We start from the raw sequence: 20794 nt of genomic DNA on the forward strand, positions 1-20794 counted from the left end.
TCAGGTAGAGCGACGCCATGCGTCGCTGCAGGAAAGGGAAGAAGGAAACGCTCATGTCAGCACTCAGTACGGCGCCAGCGCCGAGTTGAAGAAGCGGCTCAGCCAGCCCATGGCGTTGGACTGCGCCACCGGGCCACGGCCGCCATAGACGATGCGGGCCTCGGCCACGCGGCTGGACGGCACGGTGTTGTCCAGCGCGATGTCGGCCGGGCGCACGATGCCCTGCACCTGCACCAGTTCATCGCCCTGGTTCAGGCGCAGGTTCTTCTGCCCCTGCACCACAAGGTTGCCGTTGGGCAGGCGCTGGATCACCGTCACCGTGACATTGCCCTGCAGGCGGTTGCTCTGCGCGCTGTTGCCCTTGCCGGTGAAGCCACGCTTGCCGTTGGCCGTGGCGCTGAGCACGTCGCGGCCGCCCACGGTCACCGGCGCACCGAACAGCGACGGGGAGCCGATGTTGAGCGTGGATTCCTTGTTGGTGGCGGTGTTCGCGTTGGTCTGGGCGGTGGTGTTTTCCAGCAGGGTGATGGTCAGCAGGTCGCCGACATCACGCGCGCGCCGGTCGCCGTACAGCTGCAGCCCCGGGCCGGCGGCATAGATCGCCCCGGCGGTGGCCTGGGCCTGCGGCGGGCTGATCGGTTCCAGCGGGGCCATCGCCGGGTACGGGCGCACATCGCCGGCAACCACGCAGCCCCCCAGCACGGCGCTGGCCGCAGCGGCCAGGGAGAGGCGGGCGAGGGAAGGGAGGGAAAGCATGGCGGGCTCCAGTCAGGCGCGGTCAGACGTTCTGGTTGAGGTAACCGAGCATCGCGTCGGTGGTGGAGATCGCCTTGGCGTTCATTTCGTAGGCGCGCTGGGTTTCGATCATCGACACCAGTTCTTCCACCACGTTCACGTTGCTGCCCTCCAGCGAGCCCTGCACCACGGTGCCCAGGCCGTTCAGGCCGGGGTTGCCGTTCTGTGCGGGGCCGGAGGCGGTGGTTTCCACGAACAGGTTTTCACCCCGGGCCTGCAGGCCCGCGGGGTTGATGAAATCGGTCAGGGTCAGTGCGCCGATTTCCACCGAGGCGGCACCATCGGCCATCTTTACGCTGACGGTGCCGTCGGTCCCGATGGTCAGCGACTGCGCGCCTTCGGGAATCTGGATGCCCGGCTGCACCGGGTAGCCGCTGTTGGTCACCAGCTGGCCTTCCGGGCTCTGCTTGAACGAGCCGTCACGGGTGTAGGCCGAGCTGCCATCGGGCATCTGCACTTCGAAGAAGCCGCGGCCATTGACCATCACGTCCATGGCGCGCCCGGTCTGCTGCTGGCTGCCCTGTTCGAAGTTCTTGGCCGTGGCGACCACGCGCACGCCGGTACCGATCTGCAGGCCGGTCGGCAGCTGCGTCTGCGCCGAGGAGGAACCGCCGGGCTGGCGCACCTGCTGGTACAGCAGGTCCTCGAAGCTGGCACGGTCCTGCTTGAAGCCGGTGGTGTTGGTGTTGGCGAGGTTGTTGGAAACCACCGACATGCGCATCTGCTGCGCATCCAGTCCGGTTTTCGCGATCCACAATGCCTGGTTCATCTTCAGGTTCCTTTCTGCGGGTGCCGCACGCGGGGTGCGGCCTTCAATTCAACGGGTGCAAGCGGCGTGCCAGCGGCGCGGGCGGCAGGTGCCGGAATTCCGTCAGCTGCCCAGGCGCAGCAGCGTGTTGGCGCTGCGCGCGTTCTCGTCGCCGTGCTTGATCACCTTCACCTGCATTTCGTATTGCCGCTGCAGCTGGATCATCTGCACCAGCGCACCGGCCGCATCGACATTGCTGCCTTCCAGCTGCCCGCTCTGCACGGAGCGTCCCTGGGTCTGGGCGAACGGCTGCTGCGGGGTGGTGTTGCGGAACAGGCCATCCAGCCCGCGTTCCAGGCGTTCATTGGGCGCATCGACCACGCGGATGCGGCCGATCATCGCCATCGTCTGCGGGCCTTCGCCCAGCGGGATGATCGAGATCGTGCCGTCATTGCCGATCTCCATCGCCTGGTGCGGCGGAATGGCGATCGGGTTGCCGTTGTCATCCAGCACCGGATGGCCGCCGCCGGTGACCAGCTGGCCATTGGGGGTGAGCGAGAGGGCGGCGCCGCGCGTGTAGGCTTCGCCGCCGCCGGGCGGCTGCACCGCCAGCCAGCTGCCTTCCTGCAGCGACAGGTCCAGCGGGTTGCCGGTGATGTTCTGCGCGCCGATGCGGCGGTTGAAGCCGGCATCGACGTGCAGTGCATCCACCCGCGAGGCAAAGCCCTGCCCACGGACCGGGAACGCTTCGGTGTTGGCCAGCGCCTCCTTGAAGCCGGGGGTATCGGTGTTGGCGAGATTGTGCGAGACCGTACCCTGTGCCTGCAGCGAGGCGCGGGCACCGGTCATGGCCACATAGAGGGCTTTGTCCATGGCGGGGATTCCGTGATGCGGTCAGCGGCTCATCAACGGATGTTGATGACGGTCTGGGTGATCTGGTCCTGCGTGGTGATCATCTGCGCGTTGGCCTGGAAGTTGCGCTGGGCCACGATCATGTTCACCAGCTGCTCGGTCAGGTCCACGGTGGAGTGCTCCAGCGCGCCGGCCTGGATCTTGCCCAGGTTGGAACTGTCCGGTGCGCCGGTGCGCGGCGTGCCCGAATCGAAGGTTTCCACCCAGACGTTGTTGCCCTTCTGCTCCAGGCCCTGGGGATTGTTGAAGTTGGTCAGGGCCACCTGGCCCAGCGCCTTGTCATCGCCATTGGAATAGCGGGCGTACACCACGCCGGTTTCCGAGACGGTGATTTCATTGAGCTTGCCCGCGGCATAGCCGTCCTGGTGCGTGTTGCGCAGGGCGAACTTCTCGCCGTACTGCGTCGAACCGGTGATGTCCAGGGTCATGTTGAGCTGGCCGGCGCCGGTGCCCGGTGCGAAGGTGCCCAGCGGGATCTTGCCGTTGGCCGGGTTGGTCAGCGCGCCGCTGCCGTTGAAGGTGAGCGTGGTGGGCGTGCCCACGGCCTGGCCATCCACGTAGTTGTGCACGGTCCATTCGTTGGCGTTGGCCGTCTTGACGAAGTAGGACACCTGGGTGTGGCTCACGCCCAGCGAGTCGAACACGGTGATGCCACCGCTGGACTGGCTGTAGCTGTTGGAATCGGCCGGGTCGAACGGGTTCACGGTCGGCGGCTTGGCGTTGGCCGGCAGGGTGAAGGCCACCTGCACGTTGGTGGTCTGCTTGGGCGGGCTGTCGGTGGTCAGCAGGCGCAGGTCGACCAGGCGGCCCGAATCGAACTTGGTGCCATCGGCGCTGGGTGCGAACACCTGCAGGCGCGCACCCTGCGGATTGGTCACATAGCCTTCCGGGTCGGTGCCGAAGTTGCCGGCACGCGAATACACGCGCTGACCGTTCATGTTCAGGGTGAAGAAACCTTCGCCGGAAATGGCCAGGTCCAGGCCGCGGCCGGTCTGCTCGTTGTTGCCCTGGATGAACTGCTGGGCCACCTGCGAGACGCGCACGCCCGAACCGACCTGGTTCCTGGACAGGCCGTAGCTGGTGGCCGAGAACAGATCGGCGAATTCCGAACGCGACTGCTTGAAGCCGACCGTGTTGACGTTGGCCACGTTGTTGGCGGTCACGCTCAGGTCGGAATTGGCGGCATTGATGCCGGACAGGGAGACGTTGAAGCCCATGGGATGCTCCTGGTGGATGCGGGTGTGAGGCTCAGCTGACGCGGAGCACGTAACTCATCGGGGCCGTGCCCAGGCCCTTGAGGTTCAGGTACAGGCCATCGGAACCGACGGTCACGCTTTCCACCGGCGCCTGCATGTAGGTGGACAGCTTGGTTTCCTTGTTCGCCGCGTCGGTGTGCTTGGCGGTGGCGGTGTAGTCGCCGGCCGGCATGCGGTTGCCGGCCGAATCCTTGCCGTCCCACTTGAACGTGACTTCGCCGGCGGCCTTGGCCTCCACGCTGATCTGGGTGACCTTGTTGCCCTTGTCGTCGGTGATGTCGACGGTGACGAAGCCGGCCGACGGGGCCGCGACCACGCCGCTGACATCGCCTTCCTTGCCCAGCACCATCTTCGGCGAGGGCACCAGCACGTTGTGGCCGACCAGCGCCGCGCCGCGCAGCACCTGGTCGCTGGCCATCGATTCCTGGAAACCCTTGACGGTCTTGTTCAGGTCGGTGATGCCCTGCACGGTGGACATCTGCGCCATCTGCGCGACCATCTGCGTGTTGTCCATCGGCTTCAGCGGGTCCTGGTGCTGCAGCTGCTGGGTCATCAGGCGCAGGAAGTCGGCCTGGTCCAGCGTGTCCTTCTTCTTGTTCTTGTTGTTGCTGTTGGGGCCGTTCAGGCCGAGCGCGGCGTAGACGTCCTGGTTGGTCTGGTTGTTGACGGCGGTGGTCATGGTCGTATCCGGTCAGGCGGCCGCTCAGCGGCCCATGGTCAGGGTGGCCAGAGCCAGTTCCTTGGCGGTGGTGAGCATTTCCACGCCGGCCTGGTAATTGCGCGAGGTGGAGATCAGGTTGACCATCTGCGCTACCGGATCCACGTCCGGCTGGTAGATGTAGCCATTGGCATCGGCCAGCGGGTGGCCCGGCTCGTAGCGCTTGATCGGCGCGGCCTGGCTCTGGTTGATTTCCTTCACCTTCACCGTGGTGATGTTCGGGTCTTCACGGCTGGTGACGGCCTGGAACACCGGTTCCAGCGGCTTGTAGGCCGCCTCGGCCGAACCGGCCACGGTGTCCGCGTTGGACAGGTTGGAGGCGATGGTGCTCATGCGCACCGACTGCGCCTGCATCGCCTTGCCGGCGATGTCGAAGATCGGCAGGTTGGTCATGGCTTACTGCCCCGTGATCGCGGTGAGCATGGAACGCACCTTGCTTTCGACGAAGCTCAGCGAGGCGCGGTATTCCAGGGCGGCGCGGCCATAGGCGGCGCGTTCGGCATCGGGGTCGACGGTGTTGCCATCGATGCTGGGCTGCACGCCCTCGCGCGCGACCTGGAACGGGTTCAGGCCGGTGCTGATGCTGTAGTGCTGCTCATGGGTGGTGGTCATCAGACCGTTGCCATTGAGCCCCTGGGCATTGCGCAGGGCGGCATCGAAATCCAGGTCCTGGGCCTTGTAGCCGGGGGTGTCGGCATTGCCGAGGTTGCTGGCGATCAGCTTCATCCGCTGTTCGCGCAACGGCATGGCCTGGGCATGCACGCCCAGGTAATCGGTGATCAGGTTGCGCACGGTGCACTCCCACGGGAACGTTGCCCGGGGTGGTGCAAGGGATGTGCCAAAGGGACGGGCGCCGTTACGCCGCGCCGGGCGTGGCCCAGGGGGTGGGGCAGGTCATGCCGGTGCCGGGCCGTGCCCGGCGGGATCCCCCGCGGCGGCCATCAGGCCGCCATCGCCACCTTGCGCAGGCGGTCCAGCACGAAGTCGGCCAGTTCGTGCGGCGAGTACTTGGCGACGAAGGCATTGGCGCCCACGCGCTCGACCATGGCGTTGTTGAATACGCCCGACAGGGAGGTGTGCAGCAGCACGTACAGGCCGGCCAGCCCCGGGTGGCGCCGGATTTCCGTCGTCAGCGTGTAGCCGTCCATGGCCGGCATCTCGATGTCCGAGATGACCATGGCATAGCGCTCGGCCGGGTTCTCGCCCGACGCATGGATCTGCAGCAGGTGGTCCAGCGCCTGGCGGCCATCGGACAGCAGGGTTGCCCCCACGCCCAGCTGGTCCAGCACGCTGCGGATCTGCTGGCGTGCCACGCGCGAGTCGTCCACCACCAGCACCTGCAGCTGCGGCGCATCGGCGGGCATCGCCATGGCCGGGTCCAGCACGGCCTCGCCACGCAGCTGGGCGATATCAGCCAGCACGCTCTCCACGTCGATCACCTGGATCAGCTCGCCCTGGAAGCGGGTTACCGCCGTCAGGTAGCTCGATTCGGCGCCCAGCTCCGGTGGCGGATGGATGTCTTCCACGGCGATGTTGACGATGCGTTCCACGCCGCTGACCAGGAAACCCTGGATGGAGCGGTTGAACTCGGTCACCACCAGGTAGCCCGGCGCGGTATCCGCGTCCGGCTCCCGTTCCGGGTGCCCGATCGCCAGGCCCAGGTCCAGCACCGGCACCGAGCGGCCACGCACGTCGGCCACGCCGGCGAACTGGCTGGGCAGCCCGGGCACCTGGAACAGCTCCGGGCGCCGCAGGACTTCCTGCACCTTGAAGACGTTGACGCCAAAAAGCTGACGTCCGCCCAGGCGGAACAGCAGCAGCGCCAGTCGATTGTGGCCGGCCAGTCGCGTGCGCTGGTCGATCCGGTTGAGCAGGTCATGGGACATGGCTGCTGTATCGGCGCCGGGGCAGGGGAACTTGAGGGCTGCAGCAGGCGGGGGTGGGGGAGGAGTGGCATCGGCCCTGTCCCTCTCTGGCACACCCCTTGCACCACTGCCCGTCGATTCCCCTTGCCTGGAGGCCACATGCCTTCCTTTCCCTGCATCGCCATCCGCCTCACCACGTCCGTGCTGCTGGCGCTGGCCGCACCGGTGTTCGCGGCAGGCGGGTGGCAGCCGGTGGACAGCATCCGCGCGGCCGCCCTGTCCACATTGCCCAAGGGCAGTGAGGGCGAGGCCATCGTCGCCGATTCGCTGCGCATGACCGCGTGCGCCAAGCCCCTGCTGGCCCAGCCCACCGCCAATACCACGGTGGAAGTGAGCTGCCCGGACACCGGTGGCTGGCGCCTGTTCGTGCCGGTCAAGGTGCGGCGCAACCAGGATGTACTGGTGTTGACCCGTGGCATCGGGGCTGGAGAAACCCTGGCTGCTGCCGATATCACCACAGCACGGCGTGATGCCGCGCGGATCGCCGGCGCGGTGCTGGCCGATCCGGCGGTGGCCATCGGCCGGGTGGCACGACGGCCGCTGCAGGCCGGCTCGCTGCTGTCGAGCAGTGATCTGGTCGCGCAACGTCTCATCCGTCGCGGAGACAGTGTGGCACTGGTGTCCCGGCGGGGCAGTGTGGAAGTCCGGGTTGCCGGGCGCGCCCTTGGCGATGCCGGACAGAATGAACGCGTCTCGGTGGAGAACCTGTCCACCCGCAAGGTCGTGCAGGGCACGGTCGGTGCTGACGGTGACGTAATCGTGGCGCGTTGAAAGAATTGAAAAAATCCCTAAAGATCACGGCTCTGCAGCCGTTATCCCTTGTGAACGGTAACCCCAGGACACCCCATGAGCCAGAAAATCGACGGCAATCTGCAGGTTCCCCAGGCCCTGCGCAGCCTGGCCCCGGCCGCCAAGCCCGGCACCGCCGGCGAAGGCCCGGCGCGCCCGGTCGAGGCGGCCGACAGCCTGCGCCTGACCGGTGAAGCGACCCAGCTGCAGGCCCTCGAGCGCAACCTGAGCACCGCCCCGGCCATCGACGCCAACCGCGTCCAGGCCGTGCGCGATGCGCTGCAGAACGGCACCTACAAGATCAATCCGGACGCGATCGCATCGCGCATGCTTGAACTGGACCAGCAGCTGCACGGATGACCGCGGCGATGAGCGAGCCGCTGCAGCGCCTGAGCGACGCCCTAGACGTGGAACGCCAGGCGCTGGTCGAGCATGACGTGCACGCCCTGATCCGTGCCACCAGCGCCAAGCTGGAGGCCCTGCGGGTGCTGGAGGGCGCGCCGCCGATGGGCGAGGGCGAACAGCTGCAGATCCTGGCCGAACGCAACCGCGCCAACGGCGTGCTGCTGGCGCGCCGCCGCCGCGAGGTCAACTGGGCCCTGCGCCAGCTGGGCCGCAGCGAGGATGCTGCCGCCTACGATGCCAAGGGCCAGGCCCATAACGTGACGGCGCGCCGCCCGCTCGCGGTGGCCTGACCCGTCCCGCCACGCGATGACAGCCCGCTGTGCGGGCTGCGGTCGTGGCCACCACTGCTTTGCGCGTATATTGGGCACCTGTTTCACCGCCCCGATACGCCGTGTCCGCTGCCAACGCTCTCGTTACCGCCCCCCTGCCACCGCCTGCCGTCCTGCAGGGGCTGCTCGCGCGCCTGCGCGAAGGCCTGCTGCTGTTCACCGAGGATGGAGAGGTCGCACTGGCCAACCCGGCGGCCGAAAGCCTGCTGGCCGGTGATGCGGGCAGCCGCCTGCCCGCACCGCAGCGGCTGCGCGAACTGCTGCCACCGGATGCACTGGAACACGCCCGCCAGCAGGGCCATTGGAACGGCAGCCTGCCGCTGGGTGAAGGGGTGGTCATCGCCCACCTGTACCACCATGGCCCGGCGGGGCAGGGCTACTTCCTGGCGCTGTTCCGCCACATCGAGGGCCAGGAAGACTACGAACGCGAACTGCAGCAGCGCCATGCCGAGCTGCGCCAGGCCTACCTGCGCCTGAACGGTACCCAGGAAAAACTGCTGCAGTCGGAGAAGATGGCCTCCATCGGCCAGCTTGCCGCGGGCGTGGCGCATGAAATCAACAACCCCATCGGCTACGTGCACTCCAACCTGGGCAGCCTGCAGGAATACCTGCGCAGCCTGTTCACCGTCATCGAGGCCTACGAGCGTGCGCTGCGCGCCCCCGACCCGAAGGCGCTGATCCCGGAGATCGACGACATCCGCGACCGCCTGGACATCGACTTCATCAGCCGCGACCTGCCGCAGCTGATGGCCGAATCCCGTGAAGGCATCGAGCGCGTCACCCGCATCGTGCGCGACCTGAAGGACTTCTCGTATTCCGGCCGTGATGAATCCTGGAAGCTGGTCGACCTGCATGCGGGCCTGGAATCGACCATCAACATCATCTGGAACGAGCTCAAGTACAAGGTCACCCTGCACCGCGACTACGGCCAGCTGCCGCTGGTGGAATGCCTGCCGTCCGAGCTCAACCAGGTCTACATGAACCTGCTGCTCAACGCCGGCCATGCCATCGCCGAGCGCGGCACCATCACCGTGCGCACCGGCGTGGATGGCGACACGGTGTGGGTGGAGTTTGAAGACACCGGTGGCGGCATCTCGCCGGAGCTGCGCCAGCGCATCTTCGATCCGTTCTTCACCACCAAGCCGGTCGGCAGTGGCACCGGGCTGGGCCTGTCCATTTCCTACAGCATCATCAACAAGCACCACGGCCGCATCGACCTGGACAGCACCCCCGGCGTCGGCTCGCGCTTCCGCGTGGTGCTGCCGGTGAAGCAGCCGAGGTAACACCGGCAGCGCGATGAGCCCGATGAACCGGCCGGGCCTGATCGGCCGGTTCCACCGCCGCGCCCTTCAGCGCAGCGGCGGGCGGTCCTCGCCACCTTCGCCGGATTCCACCGCCGCCGGCCCGGCGTTGCTGCGCCGCTGTTCCTCGTACGTGCGGAAGGCCTGGTGGATGTGCTTGCGCAGCTCGTCATCGTTCCACGGCTTGGTCAGGAACCGGTAGATCGCACCGCGGTTGATCGCATCGGTCACCGTGTTCAGATCGGTATAGCCGGACAGCACCAGGCGGATCGTGTCCGGGTACAGCATTTTCACCCGGCCCAGGAACTCGGTGCCGCTCATGTCGCTCATGCGCTGGTCGGACAGGATCACCTGCACATCATTGATGGCCAGCAGGTCGAACGCATCGCGCACGTTGCCGGCGGCCAGGATGCGGTAGCCATCGCGGCGGAACAGGCGCACCAGCGAGCGCAGCACGTTTTCCTCGTCGTCCAGCAGCAGCAGGGTACGGTCCGGGCGGGTTTCGGCGAAGGCTTCCGGGCGCAGGTAGCGGCGGCGCAGGGTCATGCCGGCGGCATCGGCCGACATCGGTTCGCCGAACAGGTAGCCCTGGAACACGTCGCAGTCGTTGCGGCGCAGGAAGCCCAGCTGGGCCTGCGATTCCACGCCGTTGGCGATCACCGTCATGCCCAGCTGGTGGCCCATGGCGATGATCGCGCGGGCGATGGCCGCCTCGCGGTTGCCGGCGGGCGCGCTCTTGATGAAGCTGCGGTCGATCTTCAGCTTGTCCACCGGGTAGCGCACCAGCGCGCTCAGGCTGGAATCGCCGGTGCCGAAGTTGTCCAGGCTCAGGCTGATGCCTTCATTGCGCAGGTTGGCCAGGGTCTCATGGACGAAGTTGACGTTGTTGGTCAGCGCGCTTTCGTTGATTTCCAGCGTCAGCATGTGCGCCGGCACGCCGGCGGCCTGCAGCAGCGACATCACTTCGGCGAAGAAGTTCGGCCGCAGCAGCTGCAGCGTCGAGACGTTGACGGCAATGGTGAAATCATCGAAGCCCTGGTCGCGCCACAGACGGGCCTGCTTCAGTGCCCCCTCCAGCACCCAGGTGCCGATCTGCACGATGATGCCCAGCCGTTCGGCGGTACGCATGAAGCGTTCGGGCACCAGCATGCCCAGGGTGGGCGACTGCCAGCGCAGCAGCGCTTCCATGCCCACCACGTGGCCGTCGCGGGCGCTGACCAGCGGCTGGTAGCGCAGCTTCAGTTCGCCGTTGGGAATGGCGTCGATGATCTGGCGGGCGATGATGCTTTCGCTGTGCGCGCTGGGCGGGGTATCCACCGCGTGGATGCGCACCGCGTTGCCCCCCTCGCGCGCGGCCTGGTACAGCGCGTCCTCGGCGTGGTCGAGCAGGCGCGAGGCGCTGCTGGCATGTTCCGGGCACAGGCTCACGCCCAGCTTGCCGGTCATGAACAGCGTGTATGGCAGCACCGACAGCGGCAGCTCCAGCTGCTGGCGGATTTCTTCGGCGAAGTCCTCCGGCAACGGCACATCCTCGGTGCGCGGCACCGCGATCAGGAACTCGTCGCTGCCGTGCCGCCACAGCTTGCCGCGGCCGCGCAGGTGCGACTGCAGGCGCTGGGCCACCAGCACCAGTGCCTGGTCACCCACCTCGGCACTCATGTTCTCGTTGACCGACGCGAAGTGGTCGATGTCCACATGCATCATCATCAACGGCGTGCCCCCCGAGGCGGCTTCGGCCACCATGGCCTGCAGTTCGGGGTTGCCGGCGCCCAGCCGGTCGGGCGCGTCGTCGATGCTGACCAGGGGCAGGTTGGTGTTCCACATGGTTCAGTGTTCCGTCGTATCGGGGGCGGCCACGGGCGTGGCCTGGTAGGGAAGGTGCACGTCGACCAGGGTGCCGGCGCCGTGCGCGGATTCAATGCGGACCTGGCCGCCGACGCTCTGCGCGCGTTCGCGCATCACGATCAGGCCCAGCCCGCGCGGGCCTTCCGGGTCGAAGCCTTCGCCATCATCGCGGATCTGCAGGTGCAGGCCGCGCGCATCCACGTCGCGCAGCTGCAGCTGTACCTGGCTGGCACGGGCATGGCGCAGGGCATTGGTCAAGCTTTCCTGGGCGATGCGGAAGCAGGCCTGCTCGATGCTGCTGTCCGGGCGCGTGGGCAGGTCATCGATGTCGGCCAGCAGTTCGATCGGCGAAGAACGGAACAGCACGCGTGCCTGCCAGCTCAATGCGGCTTCCAGCCCCAGCGCATCCAGCTGGGGCGGGCGCAGCAGCGTGGAAATATCGCGCAGCTTGGCCACGGTGGTATCGGCCAGGGCGATGATCTGGCCGATGTCCTCGCGGCGGCGCACCGCATCGTCATCGTCCAGCGCCGCGTAGGCGGACAGTTTCATCGCGGTGATGGCCTGGCCGATGTCATCGTGCAGGTCGCGCGAAATCGCCCGGCGCTCGTCCTCCTGCAGCGAGAACAGCCGCCCGGCCATGGCCTGCAGTTCGCGGTTGCTGGTTTCCAGCGCGCTGCGCGTGCGCTCGGATTCGCTCAGGTCACGCACGATCAGCAGCTTGCAGTCGCGGCCGCCGTAACGCACCTCGCCGACGGCCAGCCCGGCCTGGAAGCGGCGGCCATCGAGCCGTCGCATCGCCACCACGCTGCTGTGGCCCGGCCCATGCTGGGGCTGCCCGGCCCGCAGCTGGGCGCGTACCCGTGGCAGGTCCTCGGCGGCCACCAGTTCGGCCAGCGGCTCGCCCAGCAGGGTGTGGCTGCCATAGCCGAACAGGCCTGCCGCCCAGGCGTTGGCGTACAGCACGTGTTCCTCGGACAGGATCACCACGCCGTCAGGCAGCACCCGTACCAGTTCACGGAACTGTTCCTCGCGTTCGCGCAGCAGCCGACGCGACTGCTCGCGTTCGGTCACATCCTGCAGGGTTCCCAGGATGCGGGGCCGGCCGGCCTCGTCCACGCCGCTTTCCGCGCGCAGGTGCACCATCAGGGCCCGCCCGTCCATGGCCAGCAGCGGCAGCAGCACGTCCACCTGGACATGGCCGCCACCATACAGTTCGTCCAGCAGGTGCTCGGTCTGCACCGCGGTGCCGGGGTCGGCCGCCACCAGCAGCTCGTCGAACCGGTGCCAGCGCCGGGCCTCCGGCGGGCGACGGCCCAGCAGGCGGTAGACCTGGCTGGAAAAGCGGCCCAGCCCCGTGGCCGGGTCCAGTTCCCAGGCGCCGATGCGGGCCAGCTCATGGGCCTCTTCCACGCGGGCCAGCGCCTGGTCGCGGCGCAGCTGGGCCAGGTCCTCGCTGGTACGGTCGATGGCGATCAGCAGGCGCGCCTGGCGGCCGTCATAGTCGATGGCATTGGAGCGCAGCTCCATCTGCCGCAGGGTGCCGTCCTTGAGCTGCAGCTGGGCGCGCAGCACGCACAGCTGTTCGGGGGCTTCGCGCAGCACGTCCAGCTTGGCCTGCAGGCTGGCGTCCTGGCCGGGCGGCCAGAGGATGTCGATGGTCCGGGCCAGCAGTTCGTCACGGTTCCAGCCGAAGGTGGCGCACGCGGCGGGGTTGGCGTCCAGGATCGACAACGCATGCAGGTCGTACACCAGGATCGGGCCGGGGTTGCCTTCGAACATCTGCCGCAGCCGCGATTCGGACGCCTGCAGCCGCGCATGGGTGCGCAGCACGTGGTCGGCCAGCGGCCGCAGCAGCAGGTACAGCAGGGCCGCGCTGGCCAGGGCGAACACCATGCCCTTGGCGTTGTGCCACATCAGGGCCTGGTGCGGGTCGCCCACCAGCAGCTGCACCGCACTGTCGCTGGCCAGCATCCAGGCCAGGGCCAGGGCCAGGTAACTGAGCACCACCCGCCGCCGGTCGCGGCCCAGCGCCTGCGCCATCCGCGGGTCGGGGGCAGGGGAAGGGGCGATGCCGGTCGGGTCTGCGGGCATGGACGGGGCCGTCGGGGAGGGCGCCGGCCATCTTACCGCGCACCGGGCGTACGGATGTCTCAATTATCCGCCGCGCTCGCCGTTAACGAATGCGTGCCCCGCTGTCGGGTGCGTATTCGGAGTCAACCCGCGTGGACCAAGGGATCATCGCCAGCCTGTTGCAGCATCCGCTCGCCTCGGCCCTGGTCATCGTCGACCGGGACGGGCGACCGCTGGCGGCCAATCCGGCCGCACGCGAACATGGCCTGCCCGCGACGCTGGCCGCCTATGCGCCGATGCTGGAAGACCTGCGCCTGCTGGCCGCCGACGGCGGCATCGTGGCCTGTACGCTGCCCGGTGGGCCGCGCGGGCATTTCGATGGGCATCTGCGTGCCGTGCACGATGGCAATGGCCAGCTGCTGGCCTTCACCCTGAGCGTGCCCGAACCGGTGCCGGACGATGCCGGCGGACGCTGGGCACTGGCCCTGGACAGCGCAGGTCATGGCCTGTGGGACTGGGATATTCCCAGTGACCGCGTGCACCGCACGCCGGTGCTGGTGGACGATGGCGGCACCAGTGCCGATACCGCCGGGGCACTGTTCGCCCGCGTGCATCCGGATGACCTGCCGGCGACCCGGCAGGCGCTGGACGCACACCTGGCCGGCCAGCTGCCGCAATACAGTGCACAGTTCCGTTTCCGCCAGGCCGACGGCCAGTACCGCTGGGTACTCGACCGTGGCCGGGTGGTGGCCCGGACCGCTGACGGCCAGCCGCTGCGCGTGGTCGGCACCCATACCGACATTGAGCAGCAGAAGCAGCTGGAATCACTGCTGCAGGAACAGCAGCTGCACCTGAGCGAAGCACAGCGCATCGCCGCGATGGGCAGCTGGGCGTTCGACCCGGGCAGCCGCCGCTTCTGGTGGTCGCCGGAACTGCGCGCCCTGTTCGCCCTGCATCCGGGCATCGTGCCCGGCGAGCGGCGCTGGCTCAAGCAGCTGCATCCGCGTTCGCGCGGCGCGCTGCGTGCGGCCTGGCGCCGCCTCTGGCGCGATGGTCGTGCCGCGGTGCTGGAACTGGAACTGGGCCGCGAAGGCGAGGCCACCCATCACCTGCGCCTGTGGATGCAGCCCCTGCTGGACACCGATGGGCAGGTGCACCGCCTGCTTGGCCAGGTGCAGAACATCACCGAACAGCACCAGACCGATGCGCTGATCCGCTGGCGCACCGAGCTGCTCAACCGTGTATCGGCACTGGGCCGCATCGGCGGCTGCGAGATCGAGGTGGATACCCGTCACATGCAGTGGACCGAGGAGTGCTACCGCATCCACGGCCTGCGCAAGGAACCGATCACGCTGGACCAGGCGCTGTCGATGTACACGCAGGACTCGCGCGATGCGTTCGAGGCGGCGCTGGCCCGCATCAGTGGCGGCGGCCTGCCCGAACAGCTGGACCTGTGCTTCTACCGCCAGTCCGGTATCCGCGTGTGGGTGCAGGTGCTGGTCGAACTGGACCGCCGCGACGGCCTGCCGCCCCGGTTCGTGGTGCTGTTCCGTGACATCACCCGCGAACGCGAGGCCAACGAACGCATCGAACTGCTGGCTCACTATGACCTGCTGACCGGCCTGCCCAACCGCATGCTGCTGCGCGAGCAGACCGCCGAGGCGATCGAGGAAGCCCGCGACCGCGGCACCTCGCTGGCGATGCTGTTCATCGACCTCGACGGTTTCAAGACCATCAACGACAGCTTCGGCCATGCCACCGGCGATACCCTGCTGAAGGCTGCCGCCGCACGGCTGCACCAGAACCTACGCAACAACGACCTGTTCGGCCGCTTCAGCGGTGATGAGTTCATCGTGGTGCTGCGCGATCTGGCCGAGCCGGAAGATGCAGGTCACGTGGCGCGCAAGCTGATCGCCTCGCTGGCCGAGCCGCTTCGCCGTGGCGACACCACGTTGAAGGTCGGCGCCAGCGTCGGCATCGCGATGCTGGGCGACAACCAGACCGACTTCGAGACCCTGCTGCGCGCGGCCGATGCGGCCATGTATGCGGCCAAGGAAGCCGGGCGCAACACCTACCAGTACTACAGCCAGGATGCGCTGGCGCGCATCCAGCGCCGGCTGGAGATCGAGCACGGGTTGCATGGTGCGGTCGAGCGCGAAGAATTCAGCCTGGTGTACCAGCCGCTGCTGCACGCCGCGCCGGGCCAGCCGCCGGCCATTGAAGCGCTGTTGCGCTGGCACCGGCCGGGTATCGGCTACTGCAGCCCGGCCGAATTCATCCCGATTGCGGAAAAATGCGGTGAAATCGTCCGCATCGGTGATTGGGTGCTGGGCGAGGCCTGCCGCCAGGCGGCCGCCTGGGACCGTGCCGGCCTGTACTTCGACCGTGTTGCGGTCAATGTGTCGGCCGTGCAGTTGCGTGACCGCGGTTTTGCCGAGCGCGTGATCGAGATCTGCCATGCCCATGGCTGGCCGCCGCAGCGCCTGGAACTGGAACTGACCGAGTCGGCGCTGATTCGTGACACCGACGTGCTGCGCCACTGCTTCGACGTACTCGAACGGCACGGCGTGCCGCTGGCGGTGGACGATTTCGGGACTGGTTTCTCCAACCTCAACTACCTCAACCGGTTCCCGGTAGGGCGGCTGAAGATCGATCGCAGCTTCGTGCAGGGCATGCTGCATGATGCCGGCACCGCTGAAGTCACCCAGGCCATCGTGCACCTGGGCCATGCGCTGGGCATGAAGGTCACCGCCGAAGGCGTGGAAACGGCGCAGGAAGAAGACATGCTGCGCCGCCAGGGCTGCGATGAGATCCAGGGGTATCTGTACTCTCGCCCGCTGACCCCGCGCGACCTGGCGCAGTTCCTGCGCCAGCAGCATCCGGCACCGATGCGTACCGACGCCAGCGGCGAAGCGGTGCTGGTGCGCTGATTGGCATTGATGCCGGGTGGGTGCCGGGCAGGTGCCAACCTTGGTTGGCACGCCAAGGTGCCGACCGTTGGTCGGCACGGAGGCCCCCGTGCGCGACCCCATCCACGCATGGCGTGGCTCTACAAAGGCGGGGCCCGCGTCGCCCGGTAGGTGCCAACCTTGGTTGGCACGGCATTCGCGACCCTCCACGCATGGCGTGGACCTACCGCCGTGGGTCCATGAACTGCCAAGGAACATCGTTGCGCACTCGTGCGCGCACTGCCTCCACGACCCTGGCATAGCGTCGGCGCTGGATGGAGTAGCCCATGTAGAACACCAGCAGGACCGCCAGCATCGGCCACGCCATCGGGCGCACCAGGATGATTGGCAGCAGCAACACGGTCAGGACCAGGGCGAACCAGCTGCAGCGGCCGACCACCCGCACTTCACCGCGTCGTCTGTCGACCAGCAGCAGGCCGTGCATCAAGGGGAAGTAACGCCCTCCATACCCCAGCGCAAAGCTCTCACGAAATGCCACGCTGCCATCGGGCAGGGCGCGGAATGACAGGCGCGCCCACGTTTCGGTCGGCAGGTCGTATTCCAGTCCGCCCAGCGAAAGCCGCTTCAGATCGTCGAGGGACGCGGCAATGCGCTGGTTGTACAGCACGATGCCGGTGCGGAAGAAAAGCGGCGCCCAGGCGAACAGCAGCAGCAATTCGATCAGCATCAATGCGATCAGGGCGATGGCCATCGGTCTTCCATGAACGGGACCGGGGCATGATGCCATGGCGGGCGCGTCGCCCTGGCAGATCCACGCCATGCGTGGATGGGTGCACAGGCCCGCAACCCGCATCTGCAGCCGTAGGGCTGCCGGACATCATCCACGCAGGGCGCGGCGCTACTTCAGGGCTTCTCCATCCAGCCCCAGGTCCCAGGCCATGCCGAGCACCTCGGCGGCCGTTGCCGGTGGGGCCGGGCGTGCGCCGGCCAGTTGCTGCAGCTCCTGGATCTCCGCGCGCGCCACCTCCTCCAGCCGTTGCAGCTGCTCGCGCACGCCCGGGTTGCGTGGGCGTTCGTTCGGAGCGATCGGGGGCAGGGCGTGGATCAGGGTCATGGTGCGCGGGCCGGGTGCGTCCACTGGCAGGGTACAGGCAAAGGCCCCGGAATGAGCGGGGCCTTGCAGGCTGCCTGGGCAGGCTGTGGACATCTGGATCAGAACAGTTCCACCGCACCCGCAGCCATGCTCTGCTGGGTCACCGGCTTGTGCGGCGGGCGCTCCCATTCGCTGCGCATTTCGCGCAGGCGGCTGCCGGTGCGCTGCAGGGCGGTAGCGATCTCTTCGTCCATCACCCCGCCGTTGCGGTGCAGCAGTTCCTGCAGGGCCACGGCTTCGCGGTTGATCGCGGTCAGGCGGTCCAGGTGAGTGTGCACGCCGCCCAGCGCCTGGGTGGCGATGTCTTCGAACTGCAGGGCGCGCACAGCCTCGGCCACGCTGCCATCGATCGAGCGGGCGCACTCGGACACTTCGCGCATGCCATCGCCGAGCGAGGCATTGATCTGCGCCACGTTGTCGAGCATCGAGGCGGCTTCGTGGCGGGCTTCGCGGGAGCGGTCCATGTCACGCGAGGCCATGTGCGAGACGGTCTCGCGCACCTTGGCGATGGCGTCCTTGGAGCTGTGGGCCAGCTTGCGGATCTGCTCGTTGAAGGTGGTCGAGCGCTCGGACAGGTTGCGCACCTCGTCGGCGACCACGGCGAAACCGCGGCCGGCTTCACCGGCACGGGCGGCTTCGATGGCGGCGTTGAGGGCCAGCAGGTTGGTCTGGTCGGCAATCGACTTGACGTCTTCCAGCAGCGCGAAGATGCCGTCCAGGTGCTGGGCCATCTGGTCGATGTGCTGCACGGTGGTGCTGCTCTGGCCGCTGACCTGCTCCAGCGCCTCGACCAGCTGTTCCATCTGGTGGCTGGCGTGCTGGGCAAAGCGGGCCACGTCCACACCGGCGGTGCCGTCGTCGCCGGCACGGTCGATGATGCGGGCCAGCGCCTGGTTCTGCTGGCGCGACTTGCGGTTCATCGCATCGAAGCTGCCACCGAGGCTGGACACGGCATGGCGGATCAGGTCGCGGGCACGCTCGACTTCACCGCGCGAGCCGTCGATTTCGTTACCGACGAAGTTGCGCAGTTCGGTCAGCAGCTGGTCCTGTTCGCGCAGCATGCGGGCCTGCTCGGGGGACCGGTGCGCCTGGGCGCGGACCGTCCACCAGGCAAAACCGAGCCAGCTCAGCGTCATCGTGGTCAGGACCGCCCAGCGCAGGGCAGCAGGCCATTCGAAGCCGATGGCGAAGGGAAGCAGCAGGGTCAGGGCCAGGGGGGCGGCCAGACGGATGAAAATGCGTGAGTACATGGACGTTCTCGGGAGGTGCACGGAGGATGTATCGGCCGTGCCGCCCTTGTCTTTAACGTCGATGCACTTTCTGAATGCGCCGGATTTCCGGCGCCTGGACCGGTACCGCGCGGGGCGCGGCCCGGCCCGGCGTCCATCCGTCCGCCGGGTGTGGTGGCGATGCCCCGGCAGGCGTGAAGGTCAGGCCAGCAGGCGGTCCACGGCCTCGACCATCGCCCGGCGGCCGATCAGGAAGTCCCAGTAGCTGCCGCCCAGCTGGCGCCACAGCACCGCCGCACGCACGGCCGCCAGCAGCAGGGCACGGATCTCGGCCACCACGCCGGCCTGGCCCAGGTAGTGCGGGTTGCCCTGCACCATCACCCGCGGCTTGAGGTGGCTGATGGTGTCCGCATACAGGCCGCCCAGGCTGGCCAGCACGTCCGGGTGGGCGCTGTCGCCCAGTTCGCCGGCCTGGCGCTGGGCCCGCTCGATGCCGCTGCTGACCTTGTCGATGGTGGCCGCCTCACGGACGAACCGCCGCTCCAGCTGCAGCACGGCCAGTGCCAGCCGTGGCAGCACCGGGTCCTGGCCCTGGTTGCGGAAATAGTTGTGCAGCAGGCGCAGGCCGGCCTTCAGGGCCTGGGGGTCGCCGAACACTGCCTGCGGCGAGGACGCATCCACGCGGAACACGCTGTCCACGGCGGTGCGGACAGCAGCGGCGTCGGAATGGCCGGTATCGGCGATGCGGCGCACCTGCTGCAGGGCCTGGGCGATGCCGGCCAGGGCAAGAACGCGGTCGTCGACAGTAAAACTCATGCAGCAGTTACCTCGAAAGGAGACGGAGTGGTGCGCAGGCGCTGTTCCAGCGGCGCGTCGGTGGCGGCGATCACGGCGCCGCCCAGGCAGATGTCCTGGTCATACAGCACCAGCGATTGACCGGGGGTGACTGCCCGCTGGGGGCGGGCGAAGCGCACATGGACCGTGCCATCGTCCAGCACCGTCACCGTACAGGGTTCATCGGGCTGGCGGTAACGGGTCTGCGCGGTGCAGTCGAAGCGGCGGGCCGGCGGCGCGCCGGCGATCCAGTGGGCGGTTTCCGAGCGCAGCTGCACCGACAGCAGCCAGGGGCTGTCGCGGTCCTGGTCCACGTACAGCACGTTGCTGCCCACGTCCTTGCCGACCACATACCACGGCGCGGCCGGGCGGCCACGCACGCCGCCGATGTTCAGGCCTTCGCGCTGGCCCAGGGTGAAATAGAACACGCCCGGGTGCTCGGCGATCAGCGCCCCGTCCGGGTCGCGGATCTCGCCGCTGCGGGCGGGCAGGTAGCGGCCGAGGAACTCACGGAAGTCGCGCTCGCCGATGAAGCAGATGCCGGTGGAATCCTTCTTGGCATGGGTAGGCAGGCTGACGTCGCGGGCGATCCGCCGCAGGTCGCTCTTTTCCAGGTCGCCGATCGGGAACAGGGTGGCCGCCAGCTGGGCCTGGCCGAGCTGGTGCAGGAAGTAGCTCTGGTCCTTGGAGCGGTCGGCGCCGCGCAGCAGCAGCCATTGGCTGCCGCGCTTGGCCACGCGGGCATAGTGCCCGGTGGCGATGCGTTCGGCGCCCAGCTCGCGGGCGGCATCCAGGAAATGCTTGAACTTCACCTCGCGGTTGCACAGCACGTCCGGGTTCGGGGTGCGGCCGGCGGCGTACTCGGCCAGGAAGTGCTCGAACACGCCCTGCCAGTACTCGCTGGAGAAATCGCGGAAGTGGAAGGGGATGCCCAGCAGCCCGCACACGGCCACCGCATCGCGGCGGTCGTCTTCAGCGCGGCAGTCGCCGCTACCGTCGTCGGCCCAGTTCTGCATGAACAGGCCGGCCACGGCCTCGCCCTGCTGCACCAGGCGCCAGGCGGCCACGGAGGAGTCCACGCCCCCGGACACGCCCACCATGATCCGGGGGCTGCTCATGCGATCTCCCTTACCAGGTGCAACGGGAAGCGCTGGCCGGCCAGGTAGTCGGCCACGACCTGCCAGACCAGCGGGCTGCGCAGGCGCTCGCCGGCGGCCTGCAGTTCGGCCGGGTCCAGCCACAGGGCGCGGTCGATGCCGGCATCCAGCGGCTGGGTGGCATCGTGCGAAAGCGGGCGGGCGGCATAGCAGAACCGCAGGAACGCCGTGCCATCGGGGGCGGTCCACTGGTAGCAGCCGATGAAGGCGGTCAATTCAACCGTCCAGCCGGTTTCCTCGCAGGTCTCGCGCAGCGCGGCAGCGGCCAGGCTTTCACCCGGCTCCAGATGGCCGGCCGGCTGGTTCAGCACGGCCCGCCCGTCGATGGTTTCCTCCACCAGCAGCACGCGGCCACCGTCGACCACCACGGTGGCAACGGTGGCGTGAGGTGCCCAGCGCGGGTCCGGCACGGCGTTCAA

The 20794-nt window shown here is 68.1% G+C and carries 21 protein-coding genes; 5 read left to right on the forward strand and 16 right to left on the reverse strand.

Annotation, left to right across the window (positions count from 1 at the left end):
* Positions 1-63 precede the first annotated feature (63 nt).
* The 8 genes from flgH to Q9R17_RS18485 all read right to left on the reverse strand — a co-directional run bounded on the left by flgH (position 64) and on the right by Q9R17_RS18485 (position 6315).
* On the reverse strand, positions 64-756 hold the full coding sequence (flgH, locus tag Q9R17_RS18450; protein ID WP_308156028.1) for a flagellar basal body L-ring protein FlgH: 693 nt from the start codon (positions 754-756) through the stop codon (positions 64-66).
* A 22-nt stretch (positions 757-778) separates the two neighbouring features.
* The gene (flgG, locus tag Q9R17_RS18455; RefSeq protein ID WP_308156029.1) at positions 779-1564 is read right to left on the reverse strand and encodes a flagellar basal-body rod protein FlgG; all 786 of its coding nucleotides are present in this window, start codon (positions 1562-1564) and stop codon (positions 779-781) included.
* A 102-nt stretch (positions 1565-1666) separates the two neighbouring features.
* Positions 1667-2416: a flagellar basal body rod protein FlgF gene (locus tag Q9R17_RS18460; protein WP_308156030.1), complete on the reverse strand. Its 750-nt coding sequence runs from the start codon at positions 2414-2416 to the stop codon at positions 1667-1669.
* A 32-nt stretch (positions 2417-2448) separates the two neighbouring features.
* Positions 2449-3672: a flagellar hook protein FlgE gene (gene flgE / locus Q9R17_RS18465; RefSeq protein WP_308156031.1), complete on the reverse strand. Its 1224-nt coding sequence runs from the start codon at positions 3670-3672 to the stop codon at positions 2449-2451.
* A 31-nt stretch (positions 3673-3703) separates the two neighbouring features.
* Entirely contained in the window at positions 3704-4390 is a 687-nt protein-coding gene (locus Q9R17_RS18470) for a flagellar hook capping FlgD N-terminal domain-containing protein (protein ID WP_308156032.1), read from the reverse strand.
* Between the two features lie 24 nt (positions 4391-4414).
* The gene (flgC, locus tag Q9R17_RS18475; protein ID WP_308156033.1) at positions 4415-4822 is read right to left on the reverse strand and encodes a flagellar basal body rod protein FlgC; all 408 of its coding nucleotides are present in this window, start codon (positions 4820-4822) and stop codon (positions 4415-4417) included.
* A gap of 3 nt (positions 4823-4825) precedes the next feature.
* Positions 4826-5221 (reverse strand): flagellar basal body rod protein FlgB, encoded by a 396-nt coding sequence (gene flgB / locus Q9R17_RS18480; protein ID WP_308156034.1) that lies wholly within the window; start codon positions 5219-5221, stop codon positions 4826-4828.
* Positions 5222-5370: 149 nt separating this feature from the next.
* Positions 5371-6315 carry a chemotaxis protein gene (locus Q9R17_RS18485; protein ID WP_308156035.1) on the reverse strand — a complete coding sequence of 315 codons (945 nt, stop codon included), beginning with the start codon at positions 6313-6315 and terminating at the stop codon, positions 5371-5373.
* 162 nt (positions 6316-6477) lie between these two features.
* Here Q9R17_RS18485 and flgA point away from each other — a divergent pair, with 162 nt between their 5' ends.
* The 4 genes from flgA to Q9R17_RS18505 all read left to right on the forward strand — a co-directional run bounded on the left by flgA (position 6478) and on the right by Q9R17_RS18505 (position 9160).
* Complete coding sequence (flgA, locus tag Q9R17_RS18490; protein WP_308158384.1) at positions 6478-7125, forward strand: flagellar basal body P-ring formation chaperone FlgA; 648 nt, start codon at positions 6478-6480, stop codon at positions 7123-7125.
* A gap of 75 nt (positions 7126-7200) precedes the next feature.
* Entirely contained in the window at positions 7201-7503 is a 303-nt protein-coding gene (gene flgM, locus Q9R17_RS18495; RefSeq protein ID WP_308156036.1) for a flagellar biosynthesis anti-sigma factor FlgM, read from the forward strand.
* A complete protein-coding gene (locus tag Q9R17_RS18500) occupies positions 7500-7838 on the forward strand; it encodes a flagellar protein FlgN (RefSeq protein WP_308156037.1) in 339 nt (112 codons plus the stop codon). Before flgM ends, Q9R17_RS18500 begins: the two co-directional genes overlap by 4 nt.
* Positions 7839-7939: 101 nt before the next feature.
* Entirely contained in the window at positions 7940-9160 is a 1221-nt protein-coding gene (locus tag Q9R17_RS18505) for an ATP-binding protein (protein ID WP_308156038.1), read from the forward strand.
* A gap of 66 nt (positions 9161-9226) precedes the next feature.
* Here Q9R17_RS18505 and Q9R17_RS18510 read toward each other — a convergent pair whose 3' ends face one another.
* The gene (locus Q9R17_RS18510) at positions 9227-11002 is read right to left on the reverse strand and encodes an EAL domain-containing protein (RefSeq protein ID WP_308156039.1); all 1776 of its coding nucleotides are present in this window, start codon (positions 11000-11002) and stop codon (positions 9227-9229) included.
* Positions 11003-11005: 3 nt separating this feature from the next.
* Positions 11006-13114: a PAS domain-containing sensor histidine kinase gene (locus Q9R17_RS18515; RefSeq protein WP_308156040.1), complete on the reverse strand. Its 2109-nt coding sequence runs from the start codon at positions 13112-13114 to the stop codon at positions 11006-11008.
* A 131-nt stretch (positions 13115-13245) separates the two neighbouring features.
* Here Q9R17_RS18515 and Q9R17_RS18520 point away from each other — a divergent pair, with 131 nt between their 5' ends.
* Positions 13246-16023, forward strand: coding sequence for a bifunctional diguanylate cyclase/phosphodiesterase (locus tag Q9R17_RS18520; RefSeq protein WP_308156041.1), 2778 nt, complete (start codon positions 13246-13248; stop codon positions 16021-16023).
* A gap of 202 nt (positions 16024-16225) precedes the next feature.
* Here Q9R17_RS18520 and Q9R17_RS18525 read toward each other — a convergent pair whose 3' ends face one another.
* The 6 genes from Q9R17_RS18525 to Q9R17_RS18550 all read right to left on the reverse strand — a co-directional run bounded on the left by Q9R17_RS18525 (position 16226) and on the right by Q9R17_RS18550 (position 20794).
* Entirely contained in the window at positions 16226-16753 is a 528-nt protein-coding gene (locus Q9R17_RS18525) for a hypothetical protein (protein ID WP_308156042.1), read from the reverse strand.
* A 147-nt stretch (positions 16754-16900) separates the two neighbouring features.
* Entirely contained in the window at positions 16901-17116 is a 216-nt protein-coding gene (locus Q9R17_RS18530) for a hypothetical protein (protein ID WP_308156043.1), read from the reverse strand.
* Positions 17117-17214: 98 nt separating this feature from the next.
* Positions 17215-18405, reverse strand: a complete 1191-nt coding sequence (locus Q9R17_RS18535; protein ID WP_308156044.1) for a methyl-accepting chemotaxis protein — start codon at positions 18403-18405, stop codon at positions 17215-17217.
* Between the two features lie 180 nt (positions 18406-18585).
* Positions 18586-19200: a high frequency lysogenization protein HflD gene (hflD, locus tag Q9R17_RS18540; RefSeq protein WP_308156045.1), complete on the reverse strand. Its 615-nt coding sequence runs from the start codon at positions 19198-19200 to the stop codon at positions 18586-18588.
* A complete protein-coding gene (gene mnmA / locus Q9R17_RS18545) occupies positions 19197-20336 on the reverse strand; it encodes a tRNA 2-thiouridine(34) synthase MnmA (protein ID WP_308156046.1) in 1140 nt (379 codons plus the stop codon). Before mnmA ends, hflD begins: the two co-directional genes overlap by 4 nt.
* Positions 20333-20794, reverse strand: a complete 462-nt coding sequence (locus tag Q9R17_RS18550; protein WP_308156047.1) for an NUDIX hydrolase — start codon at positions 20792-20794, stop codon at positions 20333-20335. The genes mnmA and Q9R17_RS18550 overlap by 4 nt, the downstream gene beginning before the upstream one ends.

This window comes from Stenotrophomonas sp. 24(2023) (assembly GCF_030913365.1).
Classification (GTDB): domain Bacteria; phylum Pseudomonadota; class Gammaproteobacteria; order Xanthomonadales; family Xanthomonadaceae; genus Stenotrophomonas.

Excerpts from the sequence above, each read along its gene's own strand:
- flgE (WP_308156031.1), bottom strand. The coding sequence starts at position 3,672 with ATGGGCTTCAACGTCTCCCTGTCCGGCATCAATGCCGCCAATTCCGAC.
- Q9R17_RS18530 (WP_308156043.1), bottom strand. The coding sequence starts at position 17,116 with ATGACCCTGATCCACGCCCTGCCCCCGATCGCTCCGAACGAACGCCCA.
- flgH (WP_308156028.1), bottom strand. The coding sequence starts at position 756 with ATGCTTTCCCTCCCTTCCCTCGCCCGCCTCTCCCTGGCCGCTGCGGCC.
- Q9R17_RS18460 (WP_308156030.1), bottom strand. The coding sequence starts at position 2,416 with ATGGACAAAGCCCTCTATGTGGCCATGACCGGTGCCCGCGCCTCGCTG.
- flgG (WP_308156029.1), bottom strand. The coding sequence starts at position 1,564 with ATGAACCAGGCATTGTGGATCGCGAAAACCGGACTGGATGCGCAGCAG.
- Q9R17_RS18510 (WP_308156039.1), bottom strand. The coding sequence starts at position 11,002 with ATGTGGAACACCAACCTGCCCCTGGTCAGCATCGACGACGCGCCCGAC.
- flgM (WP_308156036.1), top strand. The coding sequence starts at position 7,201 with ATGAGCCAGAAAATCGACGGCAATCTGCAGGTTCCCCAGGCCCTGCGC.
- Q9R17_RS18525 (WP_308156042.1), bottom strand. The coding sequence starts at position 16,753 with ATGGCCATCGCCCTGATCGCATTGATGCTGATCGAATTGCTGCTGCTG.
- Q9R17_RS18535 (WP_308156044.1), bottom strand. The coding sequence starts at position 18,405 with ATGTACTCACGCATTTTCATCCGTCTGGCCGCCCCCCTGGCCCTGACC.
- Q9R17_RS18470 (WP_308156032.1), bottom strand. The coding sequence starts at position 4,390 with ATGACCACCGCCGTCAACAACCAGACCAACCAGGACGTCTACGCCGCG.
- mnmA (WP_308156046.1), bottom strand. The coding sequence starts at position 20,336 with ATGAGCAGCCCCCGGATCATGGTGGGCGTGTCCGGGGGCGTGGACTCC.
- flgC (WP_308156033.1), bottom strand. The coding sequence starts at position 4,822 with ATGACCAACCTGCCGATCTTCGACATCGCCGGCAAGGCGATGCAGGCG.
- hflD (WP_308156045.1), bottom strand. The coding sequence starts at position 19,200 with ATGAGTTTTACTGTCGACGACCGCGTTCTTGCCCTGGCCGGCATCGCC.
- Q9R17_RS18485 (WP_308156035.1), bottom strand. The coding sequence starts at position 6,315 with ATGTCCCATGACCTGCTCAACCGGATCGACCAGCGCACGCGACTGGCC.
- Q9R17_RS18500 (WP_308156037.1), top strand. The coding sequence starts at position 7,500 with ATGACCGCGGCGATGAGCGAGCCGCTGCAGCGCCTGAGCGACGCCCTA.
- Q9R17_RS18515 (WP_308156040.1), bottom strand. The coding sequence starts at position 13,114 with ATGCCCGCAGACCCGACCGGCATCGCCCCTTCCCCTGCCCCCGACCCG.